Source organism: Halovivax gelatinilyticus, from assembly GCF_024300625.1.
GTDB classification, from domain to species: domain Archaea; phylum Halobacteriota; class Halobacteria; order Halobacteriales; family Natrialbaceae; genus Halovivax; species Halovivax gelatinilyticus.
The window spans coordinates 1,568,572-1,590,568 of record NZ_CP101322.1 but is presented as its reverse complement, the minus strand read 5'-3'; the positions used below and the strand labels follow the sequence as shown (position 1 = coordinate 1,590,568).

Below are 21,997 nucleotides of genomic sequence, written 5' to 3'. Positions count from 1 at the left end.
CGGCGAGCGCGTCGGCTTCGAGCCGATCACCGGAGATCGCGAATCATCACGATCGCGTCCTCGCCGTCGGCGTAGTAGCCCTCGGTTCGGCGAAGCGACTCGAATCCGAAGCGCCGATAGAGCGAGATCGCCGGTTCGTTCGACTCGCGAACCTCGAGTTTGACGGTTCCGGCGCCGCCCCGGTACAACACGAACAGGACGCGTTCGAGCAGCGCCGTGGCGATCCCTTCGCCGCGCCGGTCCGGGTGGACGGCGATGTCTTTGAGGTGGCCGAGGGGGCCGCCGTGTGTCGCCGTGACGTCGGCGACGGCGTAACCCACGATCGGCCCGTCCGGGTCGACGGCGACGACGAATCCGGGTTCGCCGAGAAACGCCTCGAACGCGTTCGCCGGCCACGGCTCGTCGAACGAGGCGGACTCGATGTGGACGACGGCGAGCACGTCCGCTCGCTCGGCGCGGCGGATGGTCACGCCGTCGGGATCCGGCCGGGTGATCGTCACGGTAGGCTGTACGGGCCTGCGGGTTAAGAAACGTTCCCGCACCCGACCGCTCGCGACGGCTGGCTCACCGACGGACGTACACCATCGGAAGATCCGGTGAGACGAACTCCTCGTCGTCGGCGTCGACCGCCTCCCAGTAGTCGTGGGAGTCAGTATTGAGGATCGACTCGATCTCCTCGCGCGAGAGCGTGTTTTCGCCCGCCGCGACGAGCGAAAAATCTGCTCGCTTTTCGGGATCGGCCTCGCGCGCCCACTCCTGTGTGTGCTCGTTGGGGTAGTTAACCACGAGGTAGCCACCGGGACGGACGAGGTCGTACAGCGACTCGATCGCTCGCGCCGCGTCAGCGACGAAAAAGAGCGTCGCCACGCAGTAGACCAGATCGAAGCGCCGGTCGGTTGCCAGGTCGGGTAGCGCGTCCACCGCGAACGAAAGGTTCTCGAGGCCGCGTTCGGCGGCGAGTGTGCGGTTGTCGGCGACGATCGTCTCGGCGTAGTCCAGTCCGGTGATCGGAAGGTCGGGATACCGCTCGGCGAGTTCGAACGGGACGACCCCCGGCCCGCAGCCGACCGAGACCACGTCGTCGACCGGGCCGAAGCGCGCGAGAAACGTCTCGAGGTAGTCGGCCATCGACTCGTCGCCGAGGTAGATTCGCCGCTCGTAGTCGTCCTCCCTGTAGAGATCGTCCCAGTGAAACCCCATCCCGTGGACGCACGGGCACTCGCGTCGAAAACGTTCCGAATGTTACCGTCGCCCCGTTCCGGCGTGCTACCATCGGTCGATCTCCGTCAATGGTGCCCCAGACTCCGGCCGAAGCGTAGAGGAGGGTATCGGTACTCACGCCGAGACTGAGAAGCCGCCTCTCCTGGTGTATCAGTATCCGGTTGCCGGTTCGATACTACGTTTCGATCGCGTTCGCGGAGTAATTGACACAGGAAGTGAGTGGCGATGTCCAAAACAAATGGTTGAAAAGACGCTACTTTCGAAGAAAAGAATCAGGACATTCTAATATTGTGTCCCACATTCACATATACAGTTATTTATTATCATTTTGCAAACACTTGTGACGCTGGTTGTGAATGTCTGTCTCATGGGAAATGACAACCCATACGACCGACGACGATCGAGCCGCCCGCGTCGGCAGTTCCTCCAAACTGCGGCGATGACGGGCGTGAGTGCGGGTCTGCTCTCGCAGACGGTTTCGGCCGGAGACGATGACGGCGCAGGGACAGACAATCGGAATCCGTTCGATCCGCCACCGGGCGGCGGAGGCGGTGACATCAACCGGACCTGGGAGTTCAGTGACGAAGCGACCGACAACTACGGCGGAAGCGTGGAAGGGTACGCGTCGAGTTCGGTAGTTCAGTTTACTGCAGATGGGAGGAAAAACAAAGACTGGGACATAATTTCTCTCGAAATTAACGGAAACGCAATCACTCACTCCGACACTGGCGTGCTGTTACCCAATGTAGAGCGAACCGGACACGCGATCTCCTGGGACGATGATTCCGCTGCCGGACCACAAGAGGGGCTCATACACGCATCACCAGATTCCGACTGGATCGGTGGCTATCACGACGAGTACGACGACGGCGAAGGCAACAACGTCAGCGACTACGTGATCGATTTCGGCTTGAGTCAGATCGGTGCCGACGCGTATGTTGATCACGCTGAGACGATCGTTGATGCACTCGGATCAATTTACGATGACTACTTCGAACCACCAGAAACCTACGAACGCGACTGGGACTGGGACGGACGGAAACAGACCAGCTGGTGGACGAAGTACGAGGTAAAGCTCGAACCTAACGAAACACTTGAGATCAACGTCGGTGACGTGGTCGACCTGTGGGGTAAACCGGGTGCGCTGCACATGGGTGGAGCGTTCGAGATCATCATGCCCGCGAACGCCGGCTCGTTTCGCGAGCGAATCGAAGCCCGTGTGAGTTCGGATCGACTACTGCGTGCCGGAACGCGCGGGATCGAGTTCCCCGAAATCCACGAGGGACTGACCGCCTACGCCGGAGCCACCGTCAACGCACACCCTGAACGGTTCGACCTGGATGCCGCAGAGATTGCGCAATTAGACGATGACGACTTCCATTACCAGTACCCGGTCGAAATGTCGTTGACCGGTCCGCTTCCGGACGATTTTTGGGACGATAAACACGTTGGGTAAATAATATATAGGTATTGCCCATGGTAGTCAGTAAGATCCTCCCGAAATGAACAGACGGAATTTTTGCACGATCGGTGTGTCAGTGTGTACTATCAGCTTCGCAGGTTGCTCTAGCTACTTCGAAGACGATCCATCCGACCCGCCAGACGTCCTCAGAGAGTTCTTCGAAGCCCTCTTCGAAGGGGATCACGAGACTGTCGAGGAGCTACTGCATCCCGACTCGCCAGTCGATTTTGACACGGTCGATCTGGGACTGTATGAAAACTGAGATATTAGACTCGACCCTGTTACTCACGTTGATCCGGAACAAGATGGAAACGTTACTGAAGAGGTTCGGGCCGATGACTCTCGAAAGTGGTTCAGCACCGGTTTTGCGATCGAGTCGCCGCGGGCTCACTCGGGTCTCTTCGAGATGCGCCGAGTGGATGACAAGTGGCTCGTCTACGACGAAATAGACGGACACGTCGACGCGTTCACCTCCGAGCCGTTTCCCGATGTAGAGCGTGACGATGAAGAGGCGTGAGTACGGACTGTCCGCGGCGTCCGTCTTTACCCTCGGTAGCGGTGACTGTACCGACTACATCGAAGATGACCCGCCCAACCTGCCGGAGTTCTTCAACGCGTACGATGTCGCGGCGGAACCCGGTATCGAACGAGTGGCCATCAGAACGCATCAGCGGGTCGCCGGGTCGAAGGTATTTTCGCGACTGTTCGGCGTGTGACCCCGTCCGATGGAAGGTCCCAGCGCAGTGAGGGGCCGTCGCAAGGCTTATGTCGGTACTCGACGCCGTCTGAGCTATGACGAGCGATTCCCGCCGTCGGTGTATCGCGTACGAGCCGCCGCGTTCGACGACGGGACCTGGCTTTTTTGGCGCCCGGTGACGGGCGCGGTGGAACCCGGGGCGACCCCACCGGTCGTCCCCGGATGAAACCGACCGATCGGGACCTCCCGACGACCGCCGTCGGCGAGTCGGAAGCGCTAACTGAGAGACGGACGCGGTAGTAGACAAGCGAATGCAATTGCCACAGGCACAGGTTGCGGTCCTTGAGACCGCGAGTACGGACGAGGAACAGTCCGTCGACGCCATCGCCGCGGCGACCGACCTGCCCCCAGAGACGGTCACGGGTGCGCTGTTCGCACTCGAAGAAGAGGGGCTGGTCGCCGTATCAGAACGCGTCGACGAAACCGTCGAACTGACCGACGAAGGACGCGAGTACGAGGCCGACGGCCTCCCGGAGGTGCGACTCTACGAGGCCGCCATCGACGCCGGCGGAGCCGACGAACCAGTCCAGATGGGGCGGGTGATCGGCGCGTCGGGGCTCGAGGGACCGCAGGTCGACATCGCCCTCTCGAACTACGCCCGGAAGGGCTACGGGGCGATCGACAGCGGCGAACTCTCGGCGAACCCGGACGCCGACCCATCCGTCGACGCGGAGGCGAACGCGCTTTCGACGATCGCCGCGGCTGCGGACGACGCGGGTGAGGACGATGGAACGTCGAGCGGCGTCGCCGCAGACGACCTCGATATCGATTCGGACGCGTTAGAGCAGCTCGAACGCCGAGACCTGATAGAGCGCGACGAGACGACGGTGCGCTCGGCGACGCTCACCGAGGCCGGCGTGACCGAACTCATGGCCGGCGTCGAAACCGCCGAGACGGTCGGACAGGTGACGCCCGACCTGCTGACGAGCGGCGACTGGCGCGACGCGGCGTTCGCCGAGTACAACGTCGAAGCCGACGCGGAGACGATCCACGGCGGGCGGATGCACGTGCTTCGGCGGACCGCAGAGCGGGTCAAAGACGTCCTCGTCGGGATGGGATTCTCCGAGATGGACGGCCCGCACGTCGACGCGGACTTCTGGATCAACGACTGCCTCTTCATGCCCCAGGACCACCCGGCGCGCACCCACTGGGACCGATTCGCCATCGAAGAGCCGACGCACATCGACGATCTCCCGGCAGACCTCGTCGAACGCGTCGAACGGGTCCACCGCGAGGGCGTCGGCGAGGACGGCGAAGGCTACCGCTCGCCGTGGGACGAAGATTTCGCCCGCGCGCTCGCGCTTCGCGGACACACCACCTCGCTCACCACCAGGCACCTCTCCGGCGAGGCGATCGGAGAGATCGAGCCGCCGGCTCGATTTTTCAGCGTCCAGAAGGCCTATCGGAACGACACGCTCGACGCCACGCACTTACTCGAGTTCTTCCAGATCGAGGGCTGGGTGATGGCCGACGAGCTCTCGGTGCGGGACCTGATGGGCACGTTCGAAGAGTTCTACGCCCAGTTCGGAATCGAAGACATTCAATTCAAACCGCACTACAACCCCTACACCGAGCCGAGCTTCGAGCTGTTCGGCACCCACCCGACGACGGGCGAGCTGATCGAGATCGGTAACTCAGGCATCTTCCGCGAGGAAATGTTGGAACCGCTCGGCGTCGAGGCCGACGTGATGGCCTGGGGACTCGCCTTAGAGCGCCTGGCGATGCTCGTCACGGGAGCGGAGGACATCCGCGACCTGCACGGGAGCCTGGCCGATCTCGAGTTCCTGCGGAACGCGGAGGTGATCTACTGATGCCGACCGTCGACATCGACCCCGACGAGCTGCGGACGCTCTCGGGCGCGACCGAGGTCGCAGACGACGAACTGATCGACGACCTGTTCGCGCTCGGACTGGAGTACGAGGGTGAAACCGAAGACGGCGACTTCGAACTCGAGTTCGCCCCCGACCGGCTCGACCGACTCTCGGTCGAGGGAATCGCCCGCTCGCTTCGATACCAGTACGGCGAGGACCGGGGCGTCTACGTCCCGACGACGACCGAGGCCGACTGGACGATCGAAGTCGACGAGGACGTCCCCGCCGAGCGACCGTTCGTCACCGGCGCCGTGATCCGCGGCGTCGACCTGGACGACGACGCGCTCGACTCGCTCATCCAGCTCCAGGAGAAGCTCCACGCGACGATGGGACGAAACCGGGTGAAAGGAGCCATCGGCATTCACGACCTCGCGATGCTTCGCGGGGCGCCGGCTACCGAGGGGAATCCGTCCATCCGCTACACGGGCGTCGCGCCCGACGGCGAGCGATTCGTCCCGCTCGACTCCGATCGGGAGCTGACCCCCGGAGACGTGCTCGAAGACCACCCGACGGGCCGGGAGTACGCGCCAGTCGTCGCCGACTACGAGGCCATGCCCGCGATCTACGACGACATCGGGCTGTTCTCGTTCCCGCCGGTGATCAACGGCCGACGGACCGAGGTGTCGACGGACTCGCGCGACCTCTTCGTCGAACTCACGGGGACCGACCAGTGGACGATCGACCGGATGTGTGCGATCATCTGCTACGCGCTCGACGCCCGCGGCGCCACCATCGAGGACGTGCGCGTCGAGTACGCCGATCCCGCGGTCGCGAGCGAGGCGATCGAGTCCGGCGGCGGGCGCGACGTCGCCGGCGAGGGGGACGTCCCGGCGCTCGTCCGACCGGCGCTCTCGACGAGGGAAAAGACGGTCTCGCACGCCCGGATCGAGTCGGTCCTGGGGATCGATCTGGATCCCGAAGAGATACTCGACCTGGCCGAGCGGGCCGGGCTGGACGCAGCACGGGTCGAGACCGACGACGGCGACCTCGCCTACGCGGTGACGATCCCGCCCTACCGCGTCGACGTGCTCCACCCGCTCGACGTGATCGACGACCTCGGTCGCGCCTACGGCTTCAACGACCTCGAACCGCGCTACCCGTCCGTCGGCACCGTGGGCGGTCGCCACGAGCGCAGCCGAGTCGAACGGGCCGTCCGCGAGACGCTCGTCGGGCTCGGCTTCGAGGACATGCTCAACTTCCACCTCGTCGGCGAGGCGGACAACTTCGAGCGCTGCGGCGTCGAACCCGGAACGGACGTGCTCGGCGGCGGCGATCCGGCCGGGATCAAGAATCCCTACAGCGAGGACTTCGCCATCGTGCGAACCTGGTCGCTCCCGTCGCTGCTGTCGCTGCTCGAGCACAACACCCACCGCGCCTACCCGCAGGACTTAGCCGAGGTCGGCTTCGTGGCCGAACTCGACGAGTCTGAAAATACGGGCATCGCCGAGTCGCGCCGCGTCGCGGCCGTGCTCGCCCGCCACGACGCCGCCTACGAGGACGCGAAGGCCCGTCTGCAGGCGCTCGCCCGCGCGTTCGACGTCTCGCTTGAGACGCCGGCGATCGATCACCCGTCGTTCATCGAGGGCCGGACCGCGAGCGTGGTACTCGACGGCACCGACGTGGGCGTGATCGGCGAACTGCACCCCGAGGTGCTCGTCGAACACGACCTCGAAGTCCCCGTCGCCGCGTTCGAGTTCGATCTGAGTGGGCTGCGAAGCGAGTGAGTGGCTGTTTTTTGGTGAGTTGTCGTCGGCGTTTCGTCGTCTATTGGCGGATCGATACCGCGTTTCGATCGCGTTTGCGGAGTGGTTGGCGGCGAGCGTGGATGGCGATATCCAAAACGAACGGATGAAAGACCACCACTTTCGAAGAAATGACCCAAGACATTCTAATATTGTGCCCCATATTCACCCCCACAGTTAATTATTATCATTTTGCAAATACTTATAGCGCTGGTTGTGAATGTCTGTCTCATGGGAAATGATAACCCATGCGACCGGCGACGATCGAGCGGCCCCGTCGGCAGTTCCTCCACACTGCGGCGATGACGGGCGTGAGCGCGAGTCTGCTCTCACAGACGGTTTCGGCTGGAACTGATGACGACGCGGGGACGGACGACCGGAATCCGTTCGATCCGCCACCGGGCGGTGGAGGCGGTGACATCAACCGGACCTGGGAGTTCAGTGACGAAGCGACCGATAATTACGGCGGAAGCGTGGAAGGCTACGCTTCAAGCTCGGTGGTTCAATTTACGGCCAATGAAGTTACAGAATTTCCGTGGGATAGAATAACACTGGAGATGAACGGAAATGCAATCACCCACTCCGACTCCGGTGATCTCCTATCAAACGTGGAGTACACCGAGCACGCGATTACCTGGGACGAGAGTTCTGCCGAGGGACATCCCGATGGAATCGTGCAGGCATCTAATCATTCGGCCTACATCGGTGGGTACCACGATGAATACGACGATGGACAAGGGAACAACGTCAGCGACTACGTTATCGATTTTGGGTTACGTCTGATTGAAGCGGACGAATACGTCGATAAAGCTGAGGACATTGTTGACGCCCTCGGATCATACTTCGATGATGTCTTCGACTGGCCAGAGAGATACGAACGCCAATGGGACTGGGGCGGCCGTAGACAGACGAGTTGGTGGACAAAGTATGACGTCCAACTTGAACCCAACGAAACCCTCGAAATCAACGTTGGTGACACAATCCACCTGCTGGGAAAGCCGTATGCATTGTACACAGGCGGGACGTTCGAAATTATCATGCCCGCGAACGCCGGCTCGTTCCGCGAGCGAATCGAAGCCCGTGTGAGTTCAGATCGGCTGCTGAATGCCGGGCTGCGAGGGATCGAGTTCCCAGAAATCCACGAGGGATTGACCGCCTACGCCGGAGCAACCGTCAACGCACACCCTGAACGGTTCGACCTGGATGCCGCAGAGATTGCGCGATTAGACGATGACGACTTCCACTACCAGTACCCGGTCGAAATGTCCTTGACTGGTCCGCTCCCGGACGATTTTTGGGACGAGAAAACATTGGGTAAATAATATATAGGCATTGTCCATAGTAGTTAGTAAGTCCCTCCCAAAATGAACAGACGAAATTTTTGTACGATCAGTGTGACAGTGTGCACTATCAGCTTCGCTGGTTGCTCTAGCTACTTCGAGGACGATCCACCTGATCCGACGGACGTCCTCAGAAAATTCTTCGAGGCGCTGAACGAGGGCGAGATAGAAGCAGCGAAGGGGCTCTGTCATCCTGACTCGCCAATCGAACTTGGTGAAATTGAGTTGGCAGTCTACGAATCACACAGCGTCAGTAGACCACGGACGATCTGGTACGAACCAGACGGAACGCCGAGAGAAGATCTCGATGAAGAGGCCGTCCCAAACGATGTGCTCGACAGCGATGATCGAACGTGGGTGGGGGCGTTTTTAGACATCCCCGAACGTAACTTTTTCAGTTACGGAGTGTTCGAATTCCGCCGTCTAGAAGACGAGTGGCTTCTCTACGATGAGGTAAGTGGAAACGCAGACGCCCTGGCCATCGAGCCGTTTCCAGAGTTGGACCGCACCGATGCATAGACGAACGTTCGGACTGTTCGCGACAGTTATCGTTGCTCTCGGTACCGCAGGTTGCTCTAGCTTCTTCGAGGACGATCTGCCCGAGCCATCCGGATCGTTGCGGGAGTTCTTCGAAGCCCTCTTCGACGGCGATCTCAATACGGCCGAGGAGCTATTGCATCCAGACTCGCCGGTCGATCTGGGTTCCGTCAACCTGGACGTATACGAAAGTTGGGATATTAGGCTCGACCCCGTGACTCGCGTCGATCCGGAACACGGTGGAAACGTGACGGACGAAGTGCAAGCGGATGACGCTCGAAAATGGTTCAGTACCGGTTTTGCGATCGATTCGCCACGGGCACACTCGACCGTCTTCGAGATGCGTCGAGTGGATGACGAGTGGTTCGTCTACGACGAAATAGACGGACACGTCGACGCGTTCACTTCCGAGCCGTTTCCTGATGCAGAGCGTGACGATGCATAGGCGAACGTTCGGACTGTTCGCGGCATCCGCCCTCACCCTCGGTACCGCGGGCTGTACCGACTACTTCGAGGACGATCCGCCCGATCCACCGGATGCCCTCAAAGAATTCTTCAGGGCACTCGATACCGTCGATCTCGACGAAGCGAGCACGTACCTCCACCCGGACTCACCGGTAGATTTCGACGTAATCGATCTAACGCTGTACGAAGAACAGCAGGTCACCGCAATTAGTCCAAGTGGGACGATCCTGCGGAGGATCCTCACGTGATCGAATCGAACCTCCACGAAGAGATCCTCGATGACGACGATCGAACGCAGGCGAGCGCGCTGATTCGAGTAACACGTCCCGATCAACCCCGGTATCAATCCGAAGCCCGGTACGAGTTCCGCCGCCACGACGACCGGTGGCTGCTCTACGACGAGATCGGCGGCGAGGTGGAGGCGTTGTCGCCGGAACCGTTCCCCGAACACTGACTTACCGTCCGCGAATCGACCCCACCGCGTTTCGCAGATCGGTGACGAACGGTCGCGGGTCGTCGCGCTGGAGGTAATCGAAGCGAGGCTGGGCGACCATCGAGCGAAGGACCGACCCGAGGGCGGCCGGGAAGGAGGGCCGATCGACCAGCTCGACGTCGTGGGCGAGGATGGAGTAGAGGTAGAGTAACTCGCCGCGGATGAGGTGGCCGCCGACGCCGACGTCCCACTCGGCGGGAATGCGCGCACAGCCGCCGTTACACAGCTTCCAATAATAGTACGGAAAGTCGACGCCGGCCTGGATGGTGAAGGGGAGCGACGACCAGAAGCGGGGGTTGATCTCCATCAGCTTGAACTCGCCCGTCTCCTCGTCTCTCAGAAACTCGACCATCGCCAGGCCGTGCCAGTCGAGTTCGTCGAGCAGGGCCAGGCCGGCGTCGGCCAGTTCGGGAATCTCGACGGACTCGCGGAAGGCGCTCGGCCCGCCCGCGTAGCTGTAGCCCCGACGCTGGCGGTGCTGGAAGGTGGCGACCGGCTCGCCCTCGTCGTAGAGCGCGAAAAAGCCGTACTCGTGGGGCGTGCGGACGTACTCCTGACAGATCGGTTCGTGGCCCATCGCCTCGGTCAGCCGGTCTACGTCCGGCTCGGTGCCCGGCGGGAGGTACGTCGTCGTCGGTGGCGCGATACACGCCCGCGGTCCGCAGTCGACGTACTCGTCGGTCAGGATCGAGTAGCGGGGCTTGACGATCCACTCTCGAGAGCGATCGCCCGTTTCGCCCAGCAGGCCGGTCTCGGGCGCCGCGACGCCCGCTCGATCGGCCGCCTCGAACAGCCGACACCGATCCTGAACGCGGGCGAGCGTCTCGATGTTCGGCCAGGGCGTCTCGACGTACTGGGCGAACTCGTCTCGATACTTCGCCAGAACGTAGACGTCCGCCTCGCGGACCGGAATTATCGAGCGGACGGCTTCCCGCCGGGCGAGGGCGAGCAGGCTGTCGCGATAGGCGAGCAGGTCGTCTCCCGGGGACCGAACGCGGACGGTCTCGTCACAGAACGCAGACCGCGTCGCCGGGGCGGTCGGCGAGTCCGAGACGACGATCGTCCGAATCCCGCGCCGGCCGAGCGATCGCACGCAGGCGACGCTGCTGGGCGCGTCGATCGCCGGGACGACCACCGCCGGGGTCGCCTCACCGGTCGAATCAGTCTCCATTATCTATCCTCGGTCGGTATCGAGGCGTAGTTATTCGGCCACGAAGACGGCGCGCGCGGTGGCTAGGCCGTGGCTACTCCGTCGCTCGTTTCCGGTGGAGTCGATGCTGGACAGGCGATCGATACCGAATGTGCGGTCGATACCTGGAGTGCGAGCCATACCGGTCGCTCGCGAGCGCCCCAGTACCGACCAGTGGTTACAGCGTGCTAGAATTCGTGATCGAGTTCGTCCTCGTCTGCTTTCTGGATGATGATTTTGCCGTCCCGTACGCGGACGAAGACCTCGTCGCCGATCTGCATCCCGGCTACCTCCAGTTCGTCTTCGTGGAGATTGAGGTGTACGTTGTGATAGTTGCCATCCTCGTCTTTCGCACCGCTTGGACTCAGCGTCTTTTTCCGGACCATCGCGGGGTTCTACTGAGTGCTTCGCCGTAGGATATACTTAAGTGTTTTCTACGACACAGCCGATGATTTTCGAACGCGGCCTCGTGATCCGAATGTATTCGACGGTGACGTATTTTCGACGGGCCGAACGAGCCGTCGGCGGGATCGAACGGCCCGAATTCGCCAACGAGCGGTAATCCCCACGTCGTGAACTGCATTTCACTTAAACGTACCGACGCAGTCACCCGATTGTCGGGGATATCTTTATGTCACATTGTGCGCTGGTCTGTCATGGAGGCTGGAACCATGGTACGTGAAGATGGTAAGCGAAACTTCGCGCTCCGCGAAGCCGACGGTGACGAATCGAGCGTCTTCTCAGGAAACACACCCCGACAGGCGGCGCTGAAAGCCGCCCGGCGGCTCGAACCCGGCGACAGCGAGGAGTCGGCCGAGCGTGTCGACTTACACTTACGAGAGAAGGGGACGGAGAAGGTACACATTTACGAAGGCTGGGCCTGGGAGGAGACGGCCCCGGACGACAAGCCCGACTGGATGCCGGATCGAATTACCGAGGCGAACGTCTCGAAACAGGGGATCGAGCACCTCGACGAGTGACGACCGGCAGACGACCCACACGACGGGTACGACGCTGCGTCGACGGCTCCCTTCTGCTGACAGGTAGCAGCGTACCGACAGCCACAGGTTCGGAACTACCCACGGTCGGATAATCGCGTCAGGCAGCCACCGACCCAACAGCCCCAGCGTCTGGAGTCGTCGAGAGAGCCGCGGAGTTTTAGCCCCGACGGGCGTAGCCACCCTGATGACGGTCCGTACGCTCGGCCCAGCCGGCACCTACTCGCATCGAGCCGCACGAACCCTCGGCGAGCCGGTCTCGTTCGAACGATCGGTGACGGCGATCGTCGACGCCGTCGCGCGAGGCGACGTCAGCCGGGGCGTCGTCCCGATCGAAAATAGCATCGAAGGGAGCGTGACGGAGACGAGCGATGCGCTCGTCGACGCGCCAGTGGCCGTCGTCGGCGAACTCGTCCTGCCGATTCGCCACGCGCTGCTCGCCCAGACCGACTCGTTCGATGCCGTCGCGAGCCATCCGCAGGCGCTCGCCCAGTGTCGCGAGACGCTCGATCGGTCGTATCCGGATCTCGCCCGCGAAGCCGTCACCAGCACGGCCGCCGGAGTCGAGCGCGCCCGCGAGGACGACTCGGTCGCGGCCATCGCCCACCCTGACGCCGCGGACGAACTCCGGGTGATCGACGAGGACGTCCAGGATCGATCGTCGAACCGCACGCGGTTTTTCGTCCTCGCAAGCGGTGAGGAGCGTACCGACACCGGCTCGAAGAGCACGGTCGTGATCGCGCCCGGGACGAACCACCCGGGGCTGCTGTTCGCCCTCCTCGAACCGTTCGCCGACCGCGACGTGAACCTGACCCGGATCGAATCGCGGCCGACCGGCAGACGCCTCGGCGAGTACGAGTTCCACCTCGACCTGGAGGCGGCGCTTTCCGAGTCGCGAACGCAGGCGGCGCTCGGGGAGATCGAATCCGTTCTGGACGCGGGACAGATCCACCGACTCGGTTCGTACGACGTCACCCTCGTCGAGTGAGTACGGGTTCGAAGACCCAGCTCCTCTGGTCCGGGGGAGCGCTTATTTCCGTTCGGGACCAACGTACAGGTATGCGCCGAAATCCGTTCGAGGACCTAGAGGACCTGTTCGACCGGCTCAGCACCCAGTTCGAAGAGGGGATGGCTCGAGACAGCGGCCTCACGATCCCCGGCCAGGCCGGCGTCGACGTCGCGGACACCGGCGAGGAGTACGTCGTCACGGCCGACTTGCCCGGCTACGAAACCGACGATATCGACCTCCGGCTGATCGACGGGGCGCTGAAACTCGAAGCGAGCCGTGACGCCGCAGAGACTCACGAGGAAGGCGACTACATCCGTCGCGAGCGCACCCAGCACACGGTGAGCCGACGCGTTCGCCTGCCGGACCCCGTCGACGAGGAGGGGATCGGTGCGTCGTACAACAACGGCGTCCTGACGGTGACGCTTCCGAAACTCACCGGCGAGACCGGTGGCCACCAGATCGACATCTCGTAGTTCGATTCGGGTCAAATCACGAGTTCTTCACCGACGAGAACCGACGTCCCGATGATCAGTCACCTCTCTCGTCAGATCGAACGCCCGCGACACGTCGACCGCATGGAAAGGTTAACGATTGGCGCCGCCCGGACCTCTACATGATGAGCGACGAGGGTTACGACCACGCGTCCGTCGAACGGCGATGGCAGGACGCGTGGAACGAGGCGGCCGTGTATCGCACGCCGGACGACGTCGACGATCCGACGTACGTCCTCGGAATGTATCCGTACCCCTCGGGCGAGCTTCACATGGGTCACGTCCGCAACTACACGATTACCGACGCCTACGCCCGCTACCGACGGATGTGCGGCGACGACGTGCTCCACCCGATGGGGTGGGACGCGTTCGGTCTGCCCGCCGAGAACGCCGCGAAAGAGCGCGACACCAACCCTCGCGACTGGACGCTCGATTGTATCGACCGGATGCGCGAGCAGATGGAATCGATCGGCCTGGGCTTCGACTGGGAGCGGGAAGTGACCACCTGCGTCCCCGAGTACTACCGGTGGAACCAGTGGCTCTTCACCCGGTTCGTCGAGGAAGGGCTGGTCGAGCGCCGCGAGGCGGAAGTCAACTGGTGTCCCGAGTGCGAGACCGTTCTCGCCGACGAGCAAGTCGAGGGTGACGACGAACTGTGCTGGCGATGTGACACGCCCGTCACCCAGCGGGAACTCGATCAGTGGTTCCTGAAGATCACCGAGTACGCCGACGAACTCCTGGAGGCGATCGACGACCTGGAGGGGTGGCCCAACTCGGTCCGGCAGATGCAGCGCAACTGGATCGGCCGCCAGCACGGGACGGAACTCGAATTCCGGGTTTCCGATCACGGGCCAGTGCGTGCGTTTACGACCCGCGTCGACACCATCTACGGGGCGACGTTCTTCGCGCTCGCGCCGGATCATCCGATCAGCGAGCAACTGGCCGAGACGGACGCAGACGTTCGTCACTTCGTCGAACACGAAGCCGACCCCGAGGGCGACGAACCGAACGGTGTCGCGACCGATCTGACGGCGACGAACCCCGCGACGGGCGAAGAGATTCCCGTCTTCGTCGCCGACTTCGTCCTCTCGGACGTCGGCACCGGTGCGCTGATGGGCGTTCCCGGTCACGACGACCGCGACCACGCCTTCGGCAAGAAGAAGGGCGTCGACATCGCCCCCGTGATCGCGCCGGATTCCGGGGACGCGGATGGCGATGATTCGGCTGACAGCGGGGAACCGACCGTCCCGGACATCTCCGAGACGGCGTTCACCGACGACGGCGTGCTGGTCAACTCGGGCGAGTACGACGGCCTCGACAGCGAAACGGCCCGCGAACGGTTGACCGAAGACATCGAGAGCGCCGAATCGGCCACGCAGTACCAGCTTCGCGACTGGGGCATCTCCAGACAGCGCTACTGGGGAACGCCGATTCCGGTGGTCCACTGCGACTCGTGTGGTCCCGTCACGGTTCCCGCAGAAGACCTTCCGGTCGAACTGCCCGAGTTCATCAACACGACCGGGAATCCGCTGGACGCGGCCGACGCGTGGAAGGAGACGCACTGCCCCGACTGTGGCGACGACGCCGTCCGCGAGACGGACACGATGGACACCTTCGTCGACTCCTCGTGGTACTTCCTGCGGTACGTCTCGCCCGACCTGGACGACGCCCCGTTCGACGTCGACCGAGCCAACGACTGGCTGCCGGTCGACCAGTACGTCGGCGGCATCGAACACGCCGTGATGCACCTGCTGTACTCGCGGTTCTTCACGAAGGTGCTCGCCGACCACGAGGGCCTCGAGTTCCGCGAGCCGTTCGAGAACCTGCTGGCTCACGGCATGGTCCAGCTGGAGGGTACGAAGATGTCGAAGTCGAAGGGCAACGTCGTCTCGCCCCAGCGCATCGTCGACGAGTACGGCGCCGACACCGCCCGCCTGTTCATGATGCAGGCCGCCCAGCCCGACACCGCCTTCGACTGGAGCGAAGAGGGCGTCCGCTCGACGTACGCCTTCCTGACGCGGTTGCAGACGCTCGTCGACGACTACGCGACGGAGCCGCCGACCGGTGAGGCAGACTCGGTCGCGGCCTACGTCGACGGCGAGATCGACGCCGCCGTCGCCATCGCCGGCGAGGAGTACGAGGCGCTGCGGTACAACCGCGCGCTGCGCGAGACGCAGGATCTGGTCCGGACGTTGCGCCAGTACGCCGACCACACCGATCCCGACCCGGCGACGTTCGAACGTGGCCTCTCTGTGGTCGTTCGGCTGCTCGCGCCCGTGGCGCCCCACCTCAGTGAGGAGCTGTGGGACGCGCTGGACGGCGACGGCTTCGTCGTCGAGGCCGACTGGCCCACGGCGACGGTCGACCGCGAACGCGTGGAGGGGCGACGACGGCTGGTCGAGCACACCCGCCGAGACATCCGCGACATCATCGACGTGGCGGGCATCGACGATCCAGAGCGGATCGACGTCGTCGTCGCGCCCGCCTGGAAGTACGACGCGCTGGAGATCGCGATCGAGTCGGACGCCCCCAACCTGATCGGCGAGCTGATGGGCCACGACCACATCCGCGAGCAGGGCGACGCTGCCGCGAGTTACGGCCAGGACCTCCAGGCCGAGCGCGAGGCGCTCCGGGAGACGCTTCCGGCCGACGAGGAACGCGAAGCGCTGGATTCGGCCGCCTGGCTGATCGAACGCGAGTTCGACGCGGCCGTTACGGTGCTCGAAGCCGACGAAGCCGAGGAAGCGACGGTGAAAAACGCCGAACCCGGTCGGCCGGGGATCGACATCGTGGAGTAGCGGCGTTCAAGAATCGGTGAGAAGGGCCACAAGCCGACGGGCACGTTACCAGTTGGTGCTCGCCGGAAAAACGGTCTCTCTGTCGTAGACATCGAATCCGCCGGCCTGCTTGAATCGAGAGAGGGTACTCTCTATCTGTAACGTCGAGTACCCACAACTCTCGCGGAGTCGAAACGCCGCGTAGGCTTGTGCATCCGGGCTATTCCGAATTCGATACCCCCTGTTCCGCTGGTAGGAGATATCCGGTTCTGTCAATAGCTCCGCAACCAGTCGTTTCCCGCGTCCCTGTTCGCTACTCTCCAATGCGGCAATAACCAGATCATCGCGTGGAATCGGCGTGCTCCACCCGTGACGACGACAGAGTTTCCACAGCAAGTTACATTTGATCGTCGAATCCGACTTCTGAGATGGAGGCATCGATCTCTCAGCCGCCCTGGACTCGGCATTATATATAAATTATCGTCGGGCGCCAGGTGTCGTAACACGAGTGTTACGCCCCTTTCCACCAGATTTAACAATAGATGCGTCGTAGCATCAGCAACAACATCTCGGCCACACTTGCGACGGTCCGTCACGAAAACGCAGGTCCGCCGGAATGTCATCCCATATCATGAGTGAACGAACGACGCACCCACACTCCTCGGCCGCCAGCTCCGACGTCTTGTTCCGGGACGCGTATCCGTCGGGGTGGCGGGCCTTGACGAAGAACGACAGCGTGTGTGCGATGATCGATGCGATGCTCGATCTACCACCACGCCGCGAATTCAATCAGACAGAACTCGCCGACCTGGCGAACGTGAGTCGCCAGTCCGTCAATCGCCACATCGACCTGCTCGCGGAGCTGGGGATCGTCGAACGCGTCGATGGGTCCAGTCCCCAACGGTTCCGTTTCGATACGGACAACGCGGTCAGTGAGGCGCTCATCCGATTGGATGGGGCGATCAGGGCCGCCGGAGCGGACGCTTCGAACTGAGCAAGCCGCCACACTTCGTTCGCGGTCGAGGACTTTCGAGTCCACGTAGCCAGGCGGCATGTGCGGATAAAACTATTCTACACAGCCAACAGGCTCGTCTCCATGTACTTGGCGAAAATATAGGTTCCCCCTCACCTATTGTCACGTCACTGATGTACGTCCGCCAGTTCGAAGATGAGACGGACACGCGCCACATGTTCGACATTCAGGGGCGCGCCTGGAGCGAGGCGTATTCCGAACTCCTCCCGGAGGACATCATCGAGCGGATGACGGCCGAGCCCGACGACGAGGCGGTCACCGCGTGGACGCGTGAACTGGCCGAAAACCGTCGCGGAGTTTTGCTCGCGACGGACGACGCGGGCGATGCCCTCGGTTTCGCTGATTTTCGGTGGGGCGACATCGAGACGAAGTCCTTCGTCGGCGAGAACGAAGCCGGCCTGAAAGCGATCTACGTCGATCCCGAACACTGGGGCGAGGGAGTCGGGACGGCGTTGCTAGAACGGAGCCTCTCACTTCTGCCCGAGGCCGTCGAGACGCTCAGGCTGGAGATGCTCGACGGAAACGACGTCGGAGACGCGTTCTATCGAGCGAAGGGGTTCGAACGCACCGGGGAGGCGACCCACGAAATCGACGGCGAGGCCTATCCGACGGTCGTCTACGCTCGTCCAGTCTAACCCGAAGCGCTGGCGGTCACGGACCCAGCTGTCGCCGGTGGACCTGCTTAGACGAAGGCCCACTGATCCAGCGCGGTTCGTGAGTCGACGTCGGCGTACCCGGAATTGTGCCAAAATCACCTCCCTGGTCGGTTGACCGAGTGGTGATTTACTCCCCAGCGCCCGCGCCAGCATCGCTCTCGTCGAGCCCCTCAGTCCGATCGACTTGCAAGGACACCCAATCGATCACGAGGTTCGGGAACCGTTCAGAAGACCTATCAATTCAGTCGCTCGTTGATCAGTCATGAGAGTGGTTCTCGACTACGGTGGCGTCCTGGTCGACCACGTCGACGAGCGCGAGTACGCCCACCTCCTCGGCGTGTCACCGGATCGAGACCCGTACCCGGGCTGGTTGGCTTACTACTGCTTTCGCACTGGATTTCTGGATAGCCAGGCCCAATACGTGGACCTACTATCGACCCTCACGGGAGCGACCGAATCGGCGTGTCGCGAGTACATCGATCGGACCTGGCTAGATCCTCGTTTCCCGAACGAACGCGAGGAGGTGCTCGAGGCGGTAGCGTCCCGCCACTCGCTCGTGTTGTTCAGCAATATGGTAAAGCCGTGGGTCGAACGGGTGCTTCGACGCCACGGGGTGTGGGACGTCTTCGATTCGGTGCTCGTTTCGAGCGAGCTGGAACGACCGAAGCCGCATCCGAGAGGGTATCACCGCTGCGTGGACGGCGTAGACGGCGAGGTGGTCATGGTCAGCGACGAATTCAACGAAGACCTCCTGATGGCACGTTGTTTCGGGATGACGACGGTGTGGGTCGAGAACGACGACGTAGTGCCATATCAGCAACCGGCGTACACCATCGACGACCTCACGTCCCTTCCGGCCGTTCTAGAGCGGATCGAACGGAACACGTGAGCGCAGACGCGATCCGGTACGTGTGAATATGTCGAGGAGTTTAGCCTCGTAACGCAGACTCCCACCGAGCTATGACGGGCCGTCAATGCTCCCACAATCTAACTCCAGCATCCCGATCGCCGCGACGCAGTCGGCGCAGACCCGTCGTTGCGAATCGCGGTACCGGTCGGCGTGGGCACCCTCGTGACAGGCGACGAGGCGGACGCGTGTTTCAGGGTGAGCGCCCGACTGCAGCGCTCGCAGGGTCGATCGGGCGTCGGGCCGTCGGGATCGTATCGCCCCATCAGGCAGCCTCCGATGAGAATTCGAATCGAGACGTGGTCGCTCCGGATTCCCTGCCAATATCGGGAGAGAGCGCTCGCTGGCGATACCGCGGGCGGGCGAGACCTTTTTGTCTCGGAGGTTGGTAGCGTAACATGGTGACTGAAAACCGGTCATGGTTTTCGGAAGCCACGTCTCGGGTGCTCTTACCACCCGGGACATTCTAACGCGCATGTCCCCGCGACGGATTCGAAACGGTATCGAGTCGATGGACTCTGTCACGCGACCGGTCTGGCGGTTCCATGACGCTCCCCAAACCGTGACGATCATCGGATACAGACCTCGTGGCGGCCCTTTTTGGCGGTTGTCGTCGAATAGCGGACATGCCTCGCGGAACGGTACGTGAACGGTCACGCCCCCCAACGAGCGCCGAGCGCGCAAGCGGCCGGTTTCCTCACCCGTTCGCCTTCACCTGGCGAGACGGGCTCTTTCTCCACTGGCCGATCGATCCGGACGAGTTGCGACCCCACGTTCCCGAGCCCCTGACGCTCGACACGTGGAACGGGCGGGCCTGGGTGAGCGTCTTGCCGTTCGTCCTCGCCAGGGCGGGACTGCGGATGACGCCGAAGATGCTTCGGATGACGGCACCGGAGCTAAACGTGCGAACCTACGTCACCTGCCGGGGCGATCCTGGACTCTACTTCTTCAGCGTCGACGTCGACAGCGCCGCCGTCGCGACGGTCGCCGGCCGCCTGACCCGACTACCCGTCTCCCGCGCGCGTATGCACGTCTCGCGGGTCGAGGGGAGCAGTGACTACGAGGGCAACCGGGTCTCCTTTTCGAGCACGCGGGAGTCGGCCGACGAACCGCCCGCTCGGTTGGCCGTGAACTACGAACCCGACGAGGCGCTCTCCTTCGTCGAACCGGACTCTCGGGACGCGTGGCTGACCGAGCGACGCCGGTTCTACGCTCCGGACGGTCGGGGAGTCGGGAACGTCCTCGTCGGCGAGGTGGCCCACGCCCCCTGGCCGCTGCAGTCGGCGTCGGTAACGCTCTCGGATAACACGCTCTTTGCGGCGAACGGATTGCCGGAACCCGACGGGGATCCGATCGCGCGCTACTGCCCGGAACTCGCGATGACGGCGTCGATCCCGCGTCGCGTTCGCGGCTGTTGACCGACCGCGACCCATCGGCCGGTTTTATTCGTTCTGCGTCCGACCTCGACCCACATGGAACGAGTGCACGTCGAACGGGACGGCGACCGACCCTCGATCGCGCGGGCGGACGTCTTCCACCGACTATCGAAACCGCTCGGGACCGACCACCTGGCCGTCAACTACGTCGAACTCGACCCCGGGAGTCAGCTCGGCTGGGACTACCACCGTCACCTGGACCAGGAGGAGGTCTTTTTCGTCACCGCCGGGACCGTCACGTTCGAGACGGAAGAAGGCGACCAGGTGCTCGGTCCCGGCGAGCTGATTCGCTTCGAACCCGGCGAGTTCCAGCTCGCCAAAAACCGCGGCGACGAACGCGCGACGATGCTCGCCCTCGGCGCGCCGCGTGGCAGCCGGGAACTCGAGTACCTGCGCGAGTGTCCGGCGTGCGAGACCGAAACGATCCAGACGCTCGAGTTCGACCGCGATCGGGCCGTGTTCGAGGTGTTCTGCGACGAGTGCGACGAGCAGGTGACGGAGATCGAACCGTCCTGACGCCCCCTCGCTGTCAGTTTCCTGCGCCGACGAGGTCGAACGGACTGCCGCCCTCGCTGGCGCTGGCTTCCTCGTAGACGACGTGGGCCGCGGCGACGTCCTGAATGGCCAGCCCGGTCGAGTCGAAGACGGTAACGCCGGTGTCGTCGGTTCGACCGGCTACGTCGCCGACGACGATCTGGCCGAGTTCGGCGTGGATGTCGTCGTCGGTCAGCACGCCCTCGTGGTAGGGGACGTTGATCTCGCCGGAGTGGGTGCACTGCTCGTGGTCGTCGATGACGATCGTCGCCGAACGCAGGAGGTCGTCGTCGAGTTCGTGTTTTCCTTCGGCGTCGGCACCCATCGCGTTGATGTGGGTGTGACCTGCGACGTCGTCGGGGCCGACGATCGGATCACGAACCGGCGTCACGGTCGAGAGGACGTCGCAGTGGCCGGCCTCGGAGATCGAACCGCCGCGGATATCGAAGTCGTCCGAGAACGTGTCGATGAACCGCTCGACACGCTCGTCATCGAGGTCGCTGACGACGACCTCCGCGATCGGGCGGATTTCGGCGATGGCTTCGAGCTGGCTGTAGGCCTGCACGCCGGCGCCGACGATACCGAGCGAGGTGGCGTCGGAAACGGCGAGGTAATCGGTCGCGACGGCGGCCGCCGCGCCCGTTCGCTTCATCGTGAGTTCCGTTCCGTCCATGATAGCCAGCGGGTAGGCCGTCTCGGGATCGGAGTAGATCATCGTCCCCATGACGGTCGGGAGATCGAAGTTCGACGGGTTGTCCGGGTGGACGTTGACCCACTTCAATCCGGCCGCGTCCCAGTCGTCGGTCTCCAGGTACGCCGGCATCGATCGGAAGTCGCCGTTGTACTGCGGGAGGTCGATGTACGATTTGGCCGGCATCTGTGCGTTTCCGCGCTCGTAGGCCGCAAAGGCGCCCTCGAGCGCACGGATGATTCCTGGTACGTCAGCGTAGGCGTCGACGTCCTCGTCCGAGAGGAACAGTGTCTCCATACCGGCGTCTCTCGTGGGCGGGTACTTAGAACGTACCGAAACGGCCGTGTACTTCGATTCGAGCGATCGTCACACGAGATGATCCTAACCT

24 protein-coding genes are annotated in these 21,997 nt (G+C 63.0%); 19 read left to right on the top strand and 5 right to left on the bottom strand.

Features of this window, described 5'->3' with window-relative positions; genetic code table 11:
* Positions 1-26: 26 nt before the first annotated feature.
* Together rimI and NKH31_RS07750 are read right to left on the bottom strand one after the other, a co-directional pair.
* The gene (gene rimI, locus NKH31_RS07755; protein WP_254864561.1) at positions 27-500 is read right to left on the bottom strand and encodes a ribosomal protein S18-alanine N-acetyltransferase; all 474 of its coding nucleotides are present in this window, start codon (positions 498-500) and stop codon (positions 27-29) included.
* Between the two features lie 64 nt (positions 501-564).
* Entirely contained in the window at positions 565-1,200 is a 636-nt protein-coding gene (locus NKH31_RS07750) for a class I SAM-dependent methyltransferase (RefSeq protein WP_254864560.1), read from the bottom strand.
* Between the two features lie 388 nt (positions 1,201-1,588).
* Between NKH31_RS07750 and NKH31_RS07745 the strand changes: the two genes are divergently transcribed.
* From NKH31_RS07745 to NKH31_RS07700, 10 genes are all read left to right on the top strand, one after another.
* Positions 1,589-2,677, top strand: a complete 1,089-nt coding sequence (locus NKH31_RS07745; RefSeq protein ID WP_254864559.1) for a twin-arginine translocation signal domain-containing protein — start codon at positions 1,589-1,591, stop codon at positions 2,675-2,677.
* Positions 2,678-2,753: 76 nt separating this feature from the next.
* Positions 2,754-2,945: a nuclear transport factor 2-like protein gene (locus NKH31_RS07740; protein ID WP_254864558.1), complete on the top strand. Its 192-nt coding sequence runs from the start codon at positions 2,754-2,756 to the stop codon at positions 2,943-2,945.
* A 241-nt stretch (positions 2,946-3,186) separates the two neighbouring features.
* On the top strand, positions 3,187-3,399 hold the full coding sequence (locus NKH31_RS07735; RefSeq protein ID WP_254864557.1) for a hypothetical protein: 213 nt from the start codon (positions 3,187-3,189) through the stop codon (positions 3,397-3,399).
* Between the two features lie 292 nt (positions 3,400-3,691).
* On the top strand, positions 3,692-5,251 hold the full coding sequence (gene pheS, locus NKH31_RS07730) for a phenylalanine--tRNA ligase subunit alpha (protein ID WP_254864556.1): 1,560 nt from the start codon (positions 3,692-3,694) through the stop codon (positions 5,249-5,251).
* Positions 5,251-7,035, top strand: coding sequence for a phenylalanine--tRNA ligase subunit beta (gene pheT / locus NKH31_RS07725; RefSeq protein ID WP_254864555.1), 1,785 nt, complete (start codon positions 5,251-5,253; stop codon positions 7,033-7,035). Before pheS ends, pheT begins: the two co-directional genes overlap by 1 nt.
* Positions 7,036-7,301: 266 nt before the next feature.
* Entirely contained in the window at positions 7,302-8,375 is a 1,074-nt protein-coding gene (locus tag NKH31_RS07720) for a hypothetical protein (RefSeq protein WP_254864554.1), read from the top strand.
* A gap of 72 nt (positions 8,376-8,447) precedes the next feature.
* Positions 8,448-8,912, top strand: a complete 465-nt coding sequence (locus NKH31_RS07715) for a hypothetical protein (protein ID WP_254864553.1) — start codon at positions 8,448-8,450, stop codon at positions 8,910-8,912.
* Positions 8,905-9,375 (top strand): hypothetical protein, encoded by a 471-nt coding sequence (locus NKH31_RS07710; protein WP_254864552.1) that lies wholly within the window; start codon positions 8,905-8,907, stop codon positions 9,373-9,375. The genes NKH31_RS07715 and NKH31_RS07710 overlap by 8 nt, the downstream gene beginning before the upstream one ends.
* On the top strand, positions 9,353-9,643 hold the full coding sequence (locus NKH31_RS07705) for a hypothetical protein (RefSeq protein ID WP_254864551.1): 291 nt from the start codon (positions 9,353-9,355) through the stop codon (positions 9,641-9,643). Before NKH31_RS07710 ends, NKH31_RS07705 begins: the two co-directional genes overlap by 23 nt.
* Entirely contained in the window at positions 9,640-9,849 is a 210-nt protein-coding gene (locus NKH31_RS07700) for a hypothetical protein (protein WP_254864550.1), read from the top strand. The genes NKH31_RS07705 and NKH31_RS07700 overlap by 4 nt, the downstream gene beginning before the upstream one ends.
* 1 nt (position 9,850) lies before the next feature.
* On the opposite strand, the gene NKH31_RS07695 is transcribed toward NKH31_RS07700, so the two are convergent.
* Positions 9,851-11,059 (bottom strand): carboxylate--amine ligase, encoded by a 1,209-nt coding sequence (locus tag NKH31_RS07695; protein WP_254864549.1) that lies wholly within the window; start codon positions 11,057-11,059, stop codon positions 9,851-9,853.
* Between the two features lie 206 nt (positions 11,060-11,265).
* Positions 11,266-11,463 (bottom strand): SymE family type I addiction module toxin, encoded by a 198-nt coding sequence (locus NKH31_RS07690; protein WP_254864548.1) that lies wholly within the window; start codon positions 11,461-11,463, stop codon positions 11,266-11,268.
* A 285-nt stretch (positions 11,464-11,748) separates the two neighbouring features.
* Here NKH31_RS07690 and NKH31_RS07685 point away from each other — a divergent pair, with 285 nt between their 5' ends.
* The 9 genes from NKH31_RS07685 to NKH31_RS07640 all read left to right on the top strand — a co-directional run bounded on the left by NKH31_RS07685 (position 11,749) and on the right by NKH31_RS07640 (position 20,900).
* On the top strand, positions 11,749-12,057 hold the full coding sequence (locus NKH31_RS07685) for a non-histone chromosomal MC1 family protein (RefSeq protein WP_254864789.1): 309 nt from the start codon (positions 11,749-11,751) through the stop codon (positions 12,055-12,057).
* A 205-nt stretch (positions 12,058-12,262) separates the two neighbouring features.
* Complete coding sequence (gene pheA, locus NKH31_RS07680) at positions 12,263-13,063, top strand: prephenate dehydratase (RefSeq protein ID WP_254864547.1); 801 nt, start codon at positions 12,263-12,265, stop codon at positions 13,061-13,063.
* A 71-nt stretch (positions 13,064-13,134) separates the two neighbouring features.
* Positions 13,135-13,557 carry an Hsp20/alpha crystallin family protein gene (locus NKH31_RS07675; RefSeq protein WP_254864546.1) on the top strand — a complete coding sequence of 141 codons (423 nt, stop codon included), beginning with the start codon at positions 13,135-13,137 and terminating at the stop codon, positions 13,555-13,557.
* A 143-nt stretch (positions 13,558-13,700) separates the two neighbouring features.
* On the top strand, positions 13,701-16,373 hold the full coding sequence (leuS, locus tag NKH31_RS07670; RefSeq protein ID WP_254864788.1) for a leucine--tRNA ligase: 2,673 nt from the start codon (positions 13,701-13,703) through the stop codon (positions 16,371-16,373).
* Positions 16,374-16,983: 610 nt separating this feature from the next.
* A complete protein-coding gene (locus NKH31_RS07665) occupies positions 16,984-17,346 on the top strand; it encodes a winged helix-turn-helix domain-containing protein (RefSeq protein ID WP_254864545.1) in 363 nt (120 codons plus the stop codon).
* A 152-nt stretch (positions 17,347-17,498) separates the two neighbouring features.
* Positions 17,499-18,020, top strand: a complete 522-nt coding sequence (locus NKH31_RS07660; RefSeq protein WP_254864544.1) for a GNAT family N-acetyltransferase — start codon at positions 17,499-17,501, stop codon at positions 18,018-18,020.
* 283 nt (positions 18,021-18,303) lie between these two features.
* Positions 18,304-18,930 (top strand): HAD family hydrolase, encoded by a 627-nt coding sequence (locus tag NKH31_RS07655; RefSeq protein ID WP_254864543.1) that lies wholly within the window; start codon positions 18,304-18,306, stop codon positions 18,928-18,930.
* A 644-nt stretch (positions 18,931-19,574) separates the two neighbouring features.
* Complete coding sequence (locus tag NKH31_RS07645) at positions 19,575-20,366, top strand: YqjF family protein (RefSeq protein ID WP_254864542.1); 792 nt, start codon at positions 19,575-19,577, stop codon at positions 20,364-20,366.
* A gap of 54 nt (positions 20,367-20,420) precedes the next feature.
* Positions 20,421-20,900, top strand: a complete 480-nt coding sequence (locus tag NKH31_RS07640) for a cupin domain-containing protein (protein ID WP_254864541.1) — start codon at positions 20,421-20,423, stop codon at positions 20,898-20,900.
* Positions 20,901-20,913: 13 nt separating this feature from the next.
* Here NKH31_RS07640 and NKH31_RS07635 read toward each other — a convergent pair whose 3' ends face one another.
* A complete protein-coding gene (locus NKH31_RS07635) occupies positions 20,914-21,906 on the bottom strand; it encodes an ornithine cyclodeaminase family protein (protein ID WP_254864540.1) in 993 nt (330 codons plus the stop codon).
* Positions 21,907-21,997 lie beyond the last annotated feature (91 nt).

Excerpts from the sequence above, each read along its gene's own strand:
- NKH31_RS07750 (WP_254864560.1), bottom strand. The coding sequence starts at position 1,200 with ATGGGGTTTCACTGGGACGATCTCTACAGGGAGGACGACTACGAGCGG.
- NKH31_RS07745 (WP_254864559.1), top strand. The coding sequence starts at position 1,589 with ATGGGAAATGACAACCCATACGACCGACGACGATCGAGCCGCCCGCGT.
- NKH31_RS07735 (WP_254864557.1), top strand. The coding sequence starts at position 3,187 with ATGAAGAGGCGTGAGTACGGACTGTCCGCGGCGTCCGTCTTTACCCTC.
- pheS (WP_254864556.1), top strand. The coding sequence starts at position 3,692 with ATGCAATTGCCACAGGCACAGGTTGCGGTCCTTGAGACCGCGAGTACG.
- pheT (WP_254864555.1), top strand. The coding sequence starts at position 5,251 with ATGCCGACCGTCGACATCGACCCCGACGAGCTGCGGACGCTCTCGGGC.
- NKH31_RS07720 (WP_254864554.1), top strand. The coding sequence starts at position 7,302 with ATGCGACCGGCGACGATCGAGCGGCCCCGTCGGCAGTTCCTCCACACT.
- NKH31_RS07710 (WP_254864552.1), top strand. The coding sequence starts at position 8,905 with ATGCATAGACGAACGTTCGGACTGTTCGCGACAGTTATCGTTGCTCTC.
- NKH31_RS07705 (WP_254864551.1), top strand. The coding sequence starts at position 9,353 with ATGCAGAGCGTGACGATGCATAGGCGAACGTTCGGACTGTTCGCGGCA.
- NKH31_RS07695 (WP_254864549.1), bottom strand. The coding sequence starts at position 11,059 with ATGGAGACTGATTCGACCGGTGAGGCGACCCCGGCGGTGGTCGTCCCG.
- NKH31_RS07690 (WP_254864548.1), bottom strand. The coding sequence starts at position 11,463 with ATGGTCCGGAAAAAGACGCTGAGTCCAAGCGGTGCGAAAGACGAGGAT.
- NKH31_RS07685 (WP_254864789.1), top strand. The coding sequence starts at position 11,749 with ATGGTACGTGAAGATGGTAAGCGAAACTTCGCGCTCCGCGAAGCCGAC.
- pheA (WP_254864547.1), top strand. The coding sequence starts at position 12,263 with ATGACGGTCCGTACGCTCGGCCCAGCCGGCACCTACTCGCATCGAGCC.
- NKH31_RS07675 (WP_254864546.1), top strand. The coding sequence starts at position 13,135 with ATGCGCCGAAATCCGTTCGAGGACCTAGAGGACCTGTTCGACCGGCTC.
- leuS (WP_254864788.1), top strand. The coding sequence starts at position 13,701 with ATGAGCGACGAGGGTTACGACCACGCGTCCGTCGAACGGCGATGGCAG.
- NKH31_RS07665 (WP_254864545.1), top strand. The coding sequence starts at position 16,984 with ATGAGTGAACGAACGACGCACCCACACTCCTCGGCCGCCAGCTCCGAC.
- NKH31_RS07660 (WP_254864544.1), top strand. The coding sequence starts at position 17,499 with ATGTACGTCCGCCAGTTCGAAGATGAGACGGACACGCGCCACATGTTC.
- NKH31_RS07655 (WP_254864543.1), top strand. The coding sequence starts at position 18,304 with ATGAGAGTGGTTCTCGACTACGGTGGCGTCCTGGTCGACCACGTCGAC.
- NKH31_RS07645 (WP_254864542.1), top strand. The coding sequence starts at position 19,575 with ATGCCTCGCGGAACGGTACGTGAACGGTCACGCCCCCCAACGAGCGCC.
- NKH31_RS07640 (WP_254864541.1), top strand. The coding sequence starts at position 20,421 with ATGGAACGAGTGCACGTCGAACGGGACGGCGACCGACCCTCGATCGCG.
- NKH31_RS07635 (WP_254864540.1), bottom strand. The coding sequence starts at position 21,906 with ATGGAGACACTGTTCCTCTCGGACGAGGACGTCGACGCCTACGCTGAC.